The following is a 12923-nucleotide window of genomic DNA, read 5'->3' on the forward strand; positions in this document are numbered from 1 at the left end:
TCGCGAAACTGATGATTGACAATGTTTTCATTCACCCCGTATTGTTGCGTTGCATCAGCGGGGGGCAGTCCGGTTCGTCGCACCGTTGATCCCGATCAGCTTGTGTCACAGGAGGTTTGCCATGCGTCATCATCGAGATCAGCTCACCGATCGTGCGCACGACCGGGGCACACGGCGCCGGCTCACCACGCGCGGACACCGGCCCCTGCGCCTGCGGCACGGAGACGACCTGCGCGATCTGCCTCCGCTGCCGCGCCGATCTCGATGCGAGACGACCGGGAAGATCCGCTACTTCGACCCCGAGACCGCGGAGCTGGCGCTGGCCGGAATCGATCACCGCGATCCCCGGCGGCGCGAACAGCGCACCTACCGCTGCTACCGCTGCGCCGGGTGGCATTTGACCAGCCAGCCGCTCGACAACAGCCATATCTCTTCCGCTGGCTCGAGGCCGGCGGACTGACCCAGGAGAACCCGTGTTCACTCGACTCACCGCCACCGCCCTCACCGCATCCGCCGCCGTCGCCCTGGTCGCCGGTCTCGGCGCCGGCACCGCCCAGGCCGAAACGCATATCCGCCACTACTCCGGCTACGACGCCGAATGGGCATGCAACGCCGATAAGGCAGCCCTGGGGAGCGTCCCCGGCGCTGTGGTGTTGTGCGATCGGCTCAACGGCGGGCGGTACCGGCTCTCCGTCGTACCCCACGCCGAGATTCCGCTGCACATTCTCACGCTGATGGCGACCGGCAGCTTCGACAGTCTCTCGTAATCCGCTGACGCATCACTGACGGCAAGCCGCCGCCAGACCGCCGACCGCGAACCCCGGATGGTTCGCGGTCCGATCACCCCTGCCCAGATGAGGCAGCCTGCCGCGCCGACCATCACGTGCCCGGGCGCGACACCTACTGACCGAAACCCTTTCCACCTGAATAGATTCGAGGTTCGCCATGCGCACACTCGCGCACTCCTTCGCCCTGCTGACCATCACCGCCGCCCTCGTCACGGGCGGCGCACATGCTGCCACCGCCGCGCCCATCGACTCCGGCTCCGCCAGCGGCAGCGCCGGCTCCGGCAGCTCCGGCCCGCAGCGCAGTGCAGCCGACCGGCAGTTCCTGCGCGAAAGCTACTACGACGACGAGAGCTACAACGTCCAGGACGCCGCCATCGGCCTCGCGCACAGCCAGTGCGGATACCTCGACGCGTACGGAAATTCGGCGACCAATCGCATCTACCTGGCCGAAAGCTCCAGGGATGCCGTCGAATACCCCTACATCTTCCTGCATGCCGCGATCGACGCGTACTGCCCGTGGCACCGCATCTGACCGCTCGCCCGCTTCCCGAACCACCGTCACCGCGCCCCGGCGAACCCGCCGGGGCCCCTCCCCAGGAGTCCCCATGACCTACCAGACCGGCCCCCAGCCCTACCCGCACCCGTTCCAGCCGCCACAACCGCCCAAGCGCAAGATGCCTGTCTGGCCGTGGATTCTGATCGGCGCCGTCATCCTGCTGTGCGGCGGATGCTTCGGAATCGTCGGCATCGCTGCGAACAATTCCTCCGATAGCGACGCAACCTTCACCACCGCGGCGAGCCCGGAACCGGGCAAACCCGCCGAGGAGAAGTCGGACATCGCACCCGCCGGCGCCTCGGTCCGCGACGGCAAGTTCGAGTTCACCGTCACCGCAGTGGATCCTCCGGTATCCACCATCGGCGACAACCCCTACTTGCAGAAGACCGCGCAGGGCGAGTACATCCTCGTGCGCGTCACCGTCACCAATATCGGCGACCGCCCGCAGACCTACTTCAGCAGCAACCAGAAGCTGTTCGACGACCAGGGCCGCCGGTACGAGAACGACACCATGGCCGAGATCAACGTCAACGACCACCTCTCCACACCGATCAACCCGGGCAATTCGGTCGAGGTCACCATCGTCTTCGACGTTCCCGCCGGGACCGTGCCCGCATCGCTCGAGCTGCACGACTCGATGTTCTCGGGTGGGGCGAAGGTTGCGCTGCGATGAGTCCCCGGCGTGTTCGGCGCACCGTTTCCACCGGCGCGCACAGCCGGCGCCCGCGCTACGTATCCACGACGAACGGCCGGCACTCGCTGGTCGGACCTCCGAACGCACTGACGCGTAACGAATCCGCGTCGCATCACGGTTCATTACGATGGGCTATCGAGCACACGGGCGCACCAGGCACAACACCGTATCGGCTCGGAGCGACGTGTGATCTCGAGAGCGAAGGGGTGTAGTGATGGGGAATGCATATGTCGTGCTGGCGGCGAACACCAAGTCGATGCCGAAGCTCGATGGTTCTGTCAAGAAGCGGGTCTACGACTTCCTCGACAAAGTCCAGACCGACCACACCGCGCCCGGCCTGCATATCGAACCGATCAAGGGAGCCGTCGACGCGCGGGTCCGCACCGGCCGGGTAGACCTGAATTTTCGCGCGATCATGTTCCGGATCGACGCCAAGCTCGGCGACACCACCTACATCTACCTCGGCACGTGGAAGCACGATGTGGCCAACAAGCTGGCCCAGCAGTCCACTCTGCGGGTCAATCCCGTCAACGGGGTCCTCGAAGGCATCGTCGGTGAGCTGGACGGCCGCAACGATCGCAAAAAACGGTCGATGGTTCCGGACCCGACCGGTCAGCTGGCCGAACTGGCGGTGCACTCCCCCGTGGGCTATCTGGCGCACGTCGGATTCACCCTTGCCGAACTGACCGACCGGCTGGGTCTGGACCCGGACTTGGCCGAACGTGCCTTGGCGGCACCAGATCAAGACGGCGTCCTCACCGTCGCCCAGACGACCGATGTGGTCTGGCAGCAGAACGCGCTGCTCGAGCTCTCGGTCGGACGCAGCATAGACGAGATCCGCGACAGTCTCGGCTTCACCGATCAGCCTGTCGACCAGAGCCTGGACGACGACGAGCAGGTGCTCGCCGCGCTCGACCACCCCGCGACCAAGATGCAGTTCACCCTGGTCGACGACAACGAGGAGCTTCGCCGCGTCATCGAAGGTGGCGACTTCGCGGCGTGGCGCACGTTCCTGCACCCGAATCAGCGCAGGTTCGTCGAAAAGGATCAGCGTGGCGCGTTCCGGCTCTCCGGCGGTGCGGGCACCGGCAAAACCGTCGTTGCCCTGCACCGCGCCCGGCACCTCGCCCAGCGGAATCCCGACGCGAGGATCATCCTCACCACCTACAACAAGACCCTGGCGCTGGACCTGCTCGGGAGTTTGCGGGCCCTCGATCCGGCAATCACCATCGCGGATCGGCCGGGTGAGCGCGGCGTCTATGTCGCCGGCCTGGACAAGCTCGCAGCTGCCGTGCTGCGGCAGGGCGGCGACCTGGGTCCTGCCCTGGAGACGGTCTTCGGTCCGGGCGACACCACCCGGCGGCGCAAGCGCATCTACAACGACGACAACGCATGGGCGACGGCGGCCCGTGAAGCGAAATCGACTCTCGATCCTCGGTTGTCGCATTCGTCGTTCCTGGCCGGGGAGTACCTCGGGGTCGTGCTCGGCAACCGGATTACGTCGCTCGAGCAGTACCTCAGGGTGCCGCGCGCGGGTCGGGGTGTCCGGCTGTCACGGCCACAGCGTTCGGCCGTCTGGCAGGTGATCGAGCAGTTCCGCAGGAATGGCCGCACTCAGGGTGCGATGACCTTCCCGGAGGCTATCGCGGTCGCGGCCGCGCACCTGCGTCTCGGGGTCGATTCCGGTGCAGAATATCTCGCCGACCATGTGATCGTCGACGAGGCTCAGGACCTGCACGCCACACATTGGCAGCTGTTGCGGTCACTGGTGGCGGATGGCCCGAACGACCTGTTCATCGCCGAGGACTCGCATCAGCGGATCTACGGTCAGCCGGTGGTCTTGCACCGGCTCGGCATCAATATCCGAGGTGGGAGGTCGAGTCGGCTCACCCTCAACTACCGGACCACGGCGCAGAATCTGCATTTCGCGGTGAGCATCCTCGAAGGCGCTGACTACCATGACTTGGAAGAGGGCGCGGAATCGACCGCCGGATACACCTCCGCCCGGCTCGGCCCGAACCCGCTGTTGGTGGAATGCGATTCCAGCGCCCACGAATTGGATGTCGTGGTCGACCAGGTGGCACAATGGCTGGAGAAGGACGAGCTGTTCCCTGGGAACATCGCGGTCCTCACCCGCGGGCAGAAGGAGCGCGACGCGTTCGTGCGAGCGCTCAATCAGCACAATATTCCCGCCCAGGTTCTCGATGACGATCCGGCGACGCCGGATCATGTTCAGGTCCTCACCATGCATCGCGCCAAGGGCATGGAATTCCGCTGCGTCATCCTCGCCGGTGTAGACCAGGACCACGTGCCGCTTCAGACCATGCTGCGCAACGTGCCCGAGGAGGAACAGGCGGAGGCGCATCAGCGGGAACGATCACTGCTCTATGTGGCCGCCAGCCGTGCGCGTGACCAGCTGGTTGTCACGTGGTCCGGCAAGCGCTCCACGCTCCTGCGCTGAGCCGGCGCATGCCGCCGAGCTGCCCGCACACCCCACTGGGGCTGTGCGGGCATTCGGTGTTGGGGTGCGCTCAGCGTCCGGAGAGCAAGGCACCGAGCTGTGCCGCGTCGGCGTGCTCGACTGGGAGTACCCGGTAGCCGTCGGCGGCGAGCGCGGCGTCGCGTTCCTCGTCGAGCCCCTCGACGACCACCACCTTGGCTTCCGGCCAGGCGATCTCCACCGGCCAGTAGTATTTGCCGGCCTCCGTACCCACCTCGGGCTCGGGGACCGAGCGCTGAGACAGTTCGGCGAGCAGCTGCCGCACCGCGTCCGAAATGTAGACAGCGTTGTCGCCCCACTGCTCGCCGACGGGTTCGGTGCTGTCGAGCAGGCCGAGCCGTTCGAAGATCTCGAGAGCACCGGCCCGCGTCAGCTGGTCGTGGAAACGCTCGTTCCGGAACGACCGCAAACATCCGTAACAGGAAGTCTCGACACCGCATTCACATCGGTTCACTCGATCCGCCGCGACAATCAGGACCCGTTCGAGCTCCTTGGCGATCTGCTTCGCCGCACCGGCACCGGCCGGGACGGTGTCGAACAGGACGATGCTGCGCCTGCCGTCCGCACTCCACGATAGGGTGCCGTCGATATCATCGCGGCTGATCTCCAATGCTTCGGACGCCCCTTCGAGTAAGGCATAGAGCACCGAGAGCCACGTCGATTCCGACTCCTTGTCGTATGAGACATCCTCGGAGAAGGTGAACTCGGCGACGTCGGTTTCGTACCGGTGCACCAGCGAAACCATCTGGAGTGGGCCCTCACACGGTGCTCCGGTCGCAGGCCGATGATGCGATTTTCCCCGCTTTCCCTTCTTCCTATCGTTGACATCGGGATCCGCCCATCCGCACCAGCCACACAGCAGGAAGCCGGCGCCGGCGCCCTCGCCGATCACCGCGAGCCGGGCCCGAGTACCCGCCCGCGCGTACACTTCCACCCCGCCCGCCGTCGACCACGGAAATACCTCGGAGCTTTCGCCGATTGATTCCACATAGCTGGCGCCGAACCACGACCGCCGCGGCGGCTCGGACCGCACGTCCTGGGCAATACGGTCGGCGACGAAGCCGAACTCGGGCAGCACGGCTGTACGGACGGCACCGAAATCGTGCTGACAGTTGGGGCATACCGCCGCCGTATCCAGAACGTGCCCGCACTCGAAGTGATTGCATTCCTTGCACACCCGGTACTGCAATTGCTCGAGCTCGCGTTTGGGCACCTTGTGCAGGCCACGCGAGGTCCACACCTTGCCACCGGCCACCACTTGGTTTCCGGGTGCGTAGTCGTAGATGGCCTGGCCGAGGTCCCTGGAGAGTTCGAGTCGAGCGCCGATAACATCCTCGCAATGGGTGGTGCGTAGCTCCACGGTATCTACCGGGAACCCGTACTTGGGCAAGATGTTCTTATTGGCGAGATATCCCAGTAGATCCCGCTTGCGAATCGTGGTGATCGTTTTGTTCAGCCTCGCGCAGACCGTGTATTGCTTCGCAGCCTCGGCTTCGTCCAGCAGCTGCTGGAAAGTCGCGATATCGCTGCGGATATCGCGTTCGGTATCGGCAAGCAACGCGCAGAGCTGTTCTACCCACTCGTCACTTTCGATCCCCAATTCCTGCGCCGTCGAGGAGGGCAGCACGGCCCGCAGCGATTCGCGAACACCAGGGGGTACAGGAGTAAGGAACGAGCGCACGGCCGCGGCAGCGGAGTCGCCCTCACCGTCGCTGGGACCGAAGAACGATCCCGCATCACGCCATTCCGAGCCATCCGTATCGAAACGCGCACGCAGGTAAGCGGCCAGTGCGACCGAATGCGCGTGACGCCGGCCGATACGGGCATTGTCGATCGGTATCCACGGAATGCGCATCCGGCCGGCGATCATCACCTCCGGCTTTTGGAACTTCGACAGATCATGCGAACTGCGTTTGGCATAGGTCACCACCAGGGCCGCCGCAGCGGCGCGCCGACCGGCGCGACCGGCCCGCTGCACATAGTTCGCTGTCTTCGGCGGCATATTCCGAAGCATGACCGACTGGAGTTCACCCACGTCGACACCGAGTTCGAATGTCGTCGAACACGACAGCACGTTGATCTCGCCGTCGACGAACTTGCGCTGCACCTCCGCGGCTTCTTGTGCCACCCACTGCGCGGTGTGTTCGCGCGCGGACAACGGCAGCAGCTCCAATGTCCGGTAACTGGTTCGATAGTGGTTGGTGTCCTGGTTCAGATCCGGGATTTCGTACTCGGCCAGCGTTCCGTCGCACGCACCATGCGGGCACAGTTGTCGGATGTTGTGGGTGGTGAGCCGGCGGCAGGCCGAGCACCGATACCACTTCCGCTCCGACCCGGGCAGTATCCGCAGGGTGGCGTGATCGAGCTGGTAGACGACCCCGCTGACACGGTCGCTTTCCGCAACTAAGAAGGTGTGGCATCGGCACGGGTGTAGCAGGAAGTCCCAGCACCTCTCGAGGACTGTCTCGGCCGGGTGGGGGCTGCCGAGCGCCTTGAGTACTTTACGTACCAACAGGATCCGGTTGTTCGTAGTCCCGGGCCGACCACCAGGACACCAGCTGAGGATCCGCCGGCCACGATCGGACTCCATCGAACGGATCCGGACCTTGGTATTGCGGGGCTCGAAAATTGAATCCTGGATGTCGACTCCGTCCAGCAGGGTCATAGCGCCCTGCAAGCGGACAGTCTTGACCAGTTCTTCCAATAGCGCCCAGAACTCGTCACCGGTGAGCCCCAGCTGAGTGAAGCCGCGCGGAACCTGTGCCTTACCGCAGCGTGCCAGCGTCACCGCCATCAAACCGAGGCCCTCGAGCGACTGCCGCTGGTCCATCGACATGAGCTCGGCCATCACCCACGGATTCACCTCACGCAGTTTTCCCGTGCGGGTGGACTGCTCATCGAAATGGCGCGCGCGCTCGGCAACGGCGCGGACACCGTCGGCCAGATCCTCCGCGGACAACGGATCACCCGCGTACTTGGGATCCTCGAGCGTCCGCACAAGATATCGGCGAACAAGCATGCGCCCATATGTCGCGGCCAGATAGGGCGCGGCGAACGCCGCCGACTGCCGCGAGTCGGAGAACATCAGCAGCTTCCGACCGCCGCCGACGAGCTCGGCCGAAGCATTGTCGGCGGTGGGCAGATGCTGATATAACGCGGTGGTGATCACCGCGGGCGCGGCGTTGGTGTCGGTACGCAATCTGCGGATCACCTGCGTGGCAAGCGCACCGCATTCGGTGCATTTGCTCATTACCCGCTGCGCTGCGGGATGTTCCCGCACATTCAGCGTGGGACCACCCGGACATTCGGGCTTGCAGCTTGCGGCGCCGCGACCGAGTTCGCCGCAACCGGTGCACAATAACCGGCGTCCGGTTTCGGCGCCCGACTCGCGGTCTCCGGAAAGCGTTGATTCGTCCTCGTCAATCGTGTCGTCGGTGGCGGCCTCTGTCAGCACCAGCCATTTGACCTTCGAATCCCGTTTACACGGCCGGAAGTACTGACGGCCTTCGACCTGCAGAGATTCGCCGGCCAGGTGCACCGCCCCGCACCGTTCACACGCACCGAATTCGAATACGGCTCGGCCGGTTTCCGGATCCTGTTCGTGTCTGCTGAGCAGTACCCGCGGGCCGGCATCGGTAAAACTGACGTATGCGCCTTCGGTCGCGCGCACGAACATGTGATAGCGAGCCGACAGCACGGGATTCCCACCCCTGTCGAATACCTTGGAGCCAAGAGCGACCAAGGCTTCCAACTTCCGCTGGGCAAGCTCATCGTCGGACCACACCTTCGCCGCCAACGTGGCGACATCGACCGGACCGGCCAATGCGGCCGCCTTGACATCGGCAATTCGGCGCTCCCGCTGGAGCGCGTCAGCGATATCCGCACATCCCGATTCCGCCGCGATCCAACTGAGGTCGGCCTCGGGCTCAGCCAGCTCTAGCAACTTGTCATCATCGATGGTCCAGGTCGGTGCGTCCCGACAGCGCATCCGTGTTGCCGTCACCAAATCCTGGCGGTCGGTATCGCCTTCGATAAACTCGAATTCGACATCGAACAGCTTGCGGGCGAACGCCGTCGCCTCTCTGCCCTGTTCCTCCTCAGAGCTGCCCGACAATGACGCCGAGGTCGCGATGCACTGCACCTGCCGGTCGCGGGCAACGCGATCGCGCAATCTGCGCAGCAGCAACGCGACTTCACAACCCTGGGCACCGTCGTACACATGCGCCTCATCGAGCGCGATGAAACGCCAGTTTCCCGCGTGCTCGCCGTCGAACAGCTCCATGTCACGCGGACGCAGCAGCAGATATTCGAGCATCGCGTAGTTGGTGAGCAGGATGTGCGGTGGCGACTCGCGCATTTCCTCGCGACTGAGCAACTCGTTGGGGAGCCGTTCGGTGCCCGGGTGCATGGCGTGGAATACCGACTCCGCATCGGCACGGCGCTGTCTGGTCTCACCGGTGTAGCGGCCGAAGGTGATCTCCGGCGAGAATCGCAGCAGGTCACGCAGGCGTTGCAGCTGATCGTTGGCGAGAGCATTCATCGGGTACAGCAGCAGCGCACGCACGCCAGGGCCGAGTGTCCCCGCCGCCTGCTGCGTGACCAGCTCGTTCAGGATCGGCAGCAGGAAACTCTCGGTTTTACCGGAACCGGTGCCCGTGCTGACGACGAGGTTGCGCCCGGCCACGGCCTTGCGGACGGCGATCTCCTGATGCCGGTACAGCGGCCGGTCCAACGACATGGTGGACTCGAACGCGGCGAAGGCGGGATGCAGTACGCCCTCGTTGATGAGCTGCCGCAGGGAGGCACCCGGCTCATAGGGTGGGGTGAGTTCGAGCAGCGGCCCCTTCGTCAGCAGTGCGGTGTCATCGACCGCTTGGTCGAAGGCCGCCGCCAGAGCAGGGTCGCGCGGTCCGATCAGTGTTTTCAGATACCGCTTGTACGCTGCCTCGATATCGGCGGCGGCTGCCAAGGGGTCGAGCCGGTCGCTCACTTTTGGCCTCCGATCAGGTTGTCGTTCTGTGCATAGCAGGCAAGAGCGTCGGCGATCAGCACATCCGCGCCGACCATCGCCGGACAGAGTTCGGCCAGCCGCGCCCATGCCGCGCGGGTGGAGTCGGTCATCACCGGTCGGCGCAGGAGGCCACGTGCGGCGAGGCGGGAGCTGGTCGCCAGCAGCAGCGATTGCAGCGACATCAGCAGCCACGGGTGTTCGGTGGTGTCGGCACCGTCGAGCACTTCGTTTCTTGCCTTCACGATGTCGTGGACCCACGGCGAGGCCCGCCACAGGGGGGTGAACAGGCCGGTCGCGCCCTTGGTAAGAGTCATGCAATGTGGATCGTTCTGCCAGGCCATTCGTTGCGCGAATGCTTCGAACATCGCCGCTTGCCGGGTGCTGTCATCCAGTAATGCCTCCGGGACGATCTCCAGTGCCTGCTTCAGGGCGTCGATCTGTCCTGGCATCAGCTGCTCGCGCTTGTGGAGCAGCACGCTGCCCGCATCGAAGACGCCTGCACGCAGCCGGCTCGTCTGGCCGGCCAGCAGCTCCACCAGCGTCTCGCCGCCCAAGTTCCTCAGGCCGCCCACGATCTCAGCGATCGACTCCGATGACCGCAAACTCACCCATGGCAGGTCGCCGATATCCATCAGGCACCCGAGCCAGGGATTGGTGTGTGCACCGACCCGGATCGGTGACGAGAAATCCTGCTCGACCAGCCCGGTCCGGATCAGCAACGCCGGGAGGGTTTCCTGTGCGATGGTGCTTCGCTCCAGCGCTTCCAGCGACGAGCGCGGGTCCGCTCCCAGCGCCCTGTCCAGGCCGGCACGAAGCAGCCGGTCCGCGTGATCGTTACTGTGCGCCCCCGCCAGCACGGTCCAGACATCGGCGAGCGCCGACGGGTCGGCCGGGGCCGCACCGCAGCCCGCGAGGAATCGCGACAGCTGCTCCCGGGCCGGATCGGCATCGCTCATCCATCCCGGTTGATCGACATGAACCGCGGTGGAGTCCGGTCGGTCCGGCACCGGCGTCACCGACCATGGATCATCCACGAACACCTGGACGGTCAACGGACCGGCATCGGCCCAGTCCGGCGGCAGATCGCCGTGACCGTCGGCATCGATCGGCACGAGCTCAGGCTCCCGCCACGGCGCGGTGTCCGCCCAGACATAGGCCGCGAGATCCGCGGTTCCCCGCACACCGCTGCACACGAGCCGGCCGCCGCTGATCTCGGCGCCGGTGCACAGTAGTGGCGGCCGGATCAACGCCACCGCGAGCCGATGCGTCCTCCGGTCCGCGGTGTCGATGCGCGCCAGCAGGACCGTGCGCTGTAACCGGCGGGCTGTGTCGACGAACGCCCTGGTCGGCACGTGGAATACGTTGCCTCTGCTGACCCGGGGTTGCTCGATCTGGACGATATGTCCGGCCGAATCGGCCAGGGCCATATCCACCTCGACCTCGCCCGGTACCCGCACTGCGACGACGGCGTGTTCGGTCAAATCCTCCGGCGCCAGCACCGTGGCCGCGGTTCGCCACGTGGCCGCCGTGCCGACTTCATCCACCCGCATCTCGACATGCGGCGGACGCACCACCAACCGCTCCTCCCGGGCACCGGATCGCACCCGGATCTCGGACTCGCGGGTGTTTCGATCGAATTCGAGCACCTCGCGGTCCAGCACGAGTGGGTCGAGTCCGGCGAGCTCGGTCCGGCTGGGGGCGAGACCGTCACCATCCGGCAGCCGGAATTCCACGCCGTGGTCTACCGCCAGGCCCTCGGCCATGAACAGGGTGTGCCGCAGGTCCGCGCCGAGCGGTCCGCTCACCACCACGTCGAACAGTCCGAGCAGGCCGGTATCGAGTCCATCGAACGGATCGAGTTCGGTCGGTTCGTCGGCCGATTCCCATTCGTCGTCGGTCAACCAGTCACTGGTGTCGGATCGGCGCACACGGACACGCCATACCATTGGTTCAGCTCCGCTGGGTGGCAAGGCGACGGCCGGGCGTTCGCTGTACACCGGAAGTCCACGACGCGTCGTCACTCCATCGACGGGCTGGGGGAGCTCCAATTCCGCCGCGCCGATCGGCCGGGTCTGCCGTATCGATCCCGGCTGTCCGTTTTCCCGGCGCAGCTGGACAGCGTCGACATCTCTGAGATCACAGATGCGTGCGCACCATTCGCTCCAGCCGACCGGCTCGCATTCGACCAGGAAAGGAATTGCGGTGCCCCGAGTAGCATCCATCAACGTCGCCGCGCGCGGATGTACCACGATCACCTCGTCGCGCGGCAGCGGAGAATGCGCGGGTACCTGGCGTCCATCACTATCGAACAGCAACAGCGGGTTGACCTTGTCGATCAGTGAGATCCGATGATGCGCACCCGATTCCGGATGATCCAGCACGATCTGGCGGACGCGGCGAGCAATCGGCACCGGCGTGGCGGGGTGGTCGTCACCGTCGCCGTATCCCCAGCGGTGTTCGGCATAGACCTTCTTCGCATCACCGTCGAACGACACCAACCAAGGAGACTCGGGCGACTGTGCCGGATAGGGGATCTCGAGCACGATCTGATCGTCGATGCGCGAGTAGGAAAGCGCCGGCCGCCGCTGCCGGGCGATCGCAGCCCGCTCGACGGTGGCCGAACCGAACGGCCGCTTTTGCAGGCGCTCGATCAACGCCTCGAGCATCACATGTGGCAATCCGGTCGTCGAGGTGTCCAGGTCGAGGTCGTTGCCCGCCTCGGGGTGTTCGAGCATGTACGCGGCGAAATCGATGATCCGGTCGACGATGTCCACCGCGACCTCGCCGGCAAACCGCAGGAAATTGCGCACCGGGACATCGAGCGTGCCGAGGCGATACTCCATCCCCGGTTCGGTCAGCCATGCGAACACCGACGCACCACGTGCATCACGGCCGTGCGCCACATGCTGCTCGATCACATCGACAAGGTCGTCCAGGCAGTGCACGGGAATTCCGGCGTGCACGGCCATCACTTGGACGTACTGGTGGCCCAACTCCGGAAACTCCCGTAGCCCGAACCGGTGCAGTAGCGGTCTGAGCTTCTGCCGCAGCAGGTTCTCGAAATCGGGGTCGGGCGTCAGATCCAGTTCGGCCCAGAACGTATCCCAATACTTGTTCTGTTCGTAGGCGAGCGCCGCGTGGCCGATCAGGGTAACGAGCGTCAGTGCCGGGAAGCGATCGATGAGCCGGTCGACGGGGACCTGATGCCGATGGCGCTGAACCAGCAGGCCGAAAAGTTCTCGATCTCGCTCGATCTCCTCGGTCTGCAAGTTCAACTCGATGAACAGCGATACTCGCCGCAAATCGTTCGCTCGTACGAACTCCTCGTTTTCGGCCTGCTGCCACACGAACGATTCGGGCACCCAACTGCCCCC

Annotated in this window: 7 protein-coding genes; 4 read left to right on the forward strand and 3 right to left on the reverse strand. The window is 65.2% G+C overall.

Annotated elements, in window-relative coordinates:
• Positions 1–31 precede the first annotated feature (31 nt).
• Positions 32–427, reverse strand: coding sequence for a hypothetical protein (locus AC4HOU_RS20700; RefSeq protein WP_490724972.1), 396 nt, complete (start codon positions 425–427; stop codon positions 32–34).
• 46 nt (positions 428–473) lie between these two features.
• Here AC4HOU_RS20700 and AC4HOU_RS20705 point away from each other — a divergent pair, with 46 nt between their 5' ends.
• The 4 genes from AC4HOU_RS20705 (at position 474) to AC4HOU_RS20720 (ending at position 4499) form a co-directional block, all read left to right on the forward strand.
• A complete protein-coding gene (locus AC4HOU_RS20705; protein WP_490724973.1) occupies positions 474–767 on the forward strand; it encodes a hypothetical protein in 294 nt (97 codons plus the stop codon).
• A gap of 178 nt (positions 768–945) precedes the next feature.
• Positions 946–1320, forward strand: a complete 375-nt coding sequence (locus AC4HOU_RS20710) for a DUF732 domain-containing protein (RefSeq protein WP_462764869.1) — start codon at positions 946–948, stop codon at positions 1318–1320.
• A gap of 73 nt (positions 1321–1393) precedes the next feature.
• Positions 1394–2017, forward strand: coding sequence for a DUF4352 domain-containing protein (locus AC4HOU_RS20715; RefSeq protein ID WP_490724974.1), 624 nt, complete (start codon positions 1394–1396; stop codon positions 2015–2017).
• A gap of 235 nt (positions 2018–2252) precedes the next feature.
• On the forward strand, positions 2253–4499 hold the full coding sequence (locus AC4HOU_RS20720; RefSeq protein WP_490724975.1) for a 3'-5' exonuclease: 2247 nt from the start codon (positions 2253–2255) through the stop codon (positions 4497–4499).
• A gap of 70 nt (positions 4500–4569) precedes the next feature.
• Here the strand turns inward: AC4HOU_RS20720 and AC4HOU_RS20725 are convergent, their stop codons facing one another.
• Complete coding sequence (locus AC4HOU_RS20725; protein ID WP_490725070.1) at positions 4570–9636, reverse strand: DEAD/DEAH box helicase; 5067 nt, start codon at positions 9634–9636, stop codon at positions 4570–4572.
• A complete protein-coding gene (locus AC4HOU_RS20730; protein WP_490724976.1) occupies positions 9525–12911 on the reverse strand; it encodes a hypothetical protein in 3387 nt (1128 codons plus the stop codon). Before AC4HOU_RS20730 ends, AC4HOU_RS20725 begins: the two co-directional genes overlap by 112 nt.
• Between the last annotated feature and the right edge of the window lie 12 nt (positions 12912–12923).

Source organism: Nocardia sp. JCM 38205, assembly GCF_058222935.1.

Excerpts from the sequence above, each read along its gene's own strand:
- AC4HOU_RS20725 (WP_490725070.1), bottom strand. The coding sequence starts at position 9,636 with ATGGGCGCGGCTGGCCGAACTCTGTCCGGCGATGGTCGGCGCGGATGT.
- AC4HOU_RS20700 (WP_490724972.1), bottom strand. The coding sequence starts at position 427 with ATGGCTGTTGTCGAGCGGCTGGCTGGTCAAATGCCACCCGGCGCAGCG.
- AC4HOU_RS20710 (WP_462764869.1), top strand. The coding sequence starts at position 946 with ATGCGCACACTCGCGCACTCCTTCGCCCTGCTGACCATCACCGCCGCC.
- AC4HOU_RS20715 (WP_490724974.1), top strand. The coding sequence starts at position 1,394 with ATGACCTACCAGACCGGCCCCCAGCCCTACCCGCACCCGTTCCAGCCG.
- AC4HOU_RS20720 (WP_490724975.1), top strand. The coding sequence starts at position 2,253 with ATGGGGAATGCATATGTCGTGCTGGCGGCGAACACCAAGTCGATGCCG.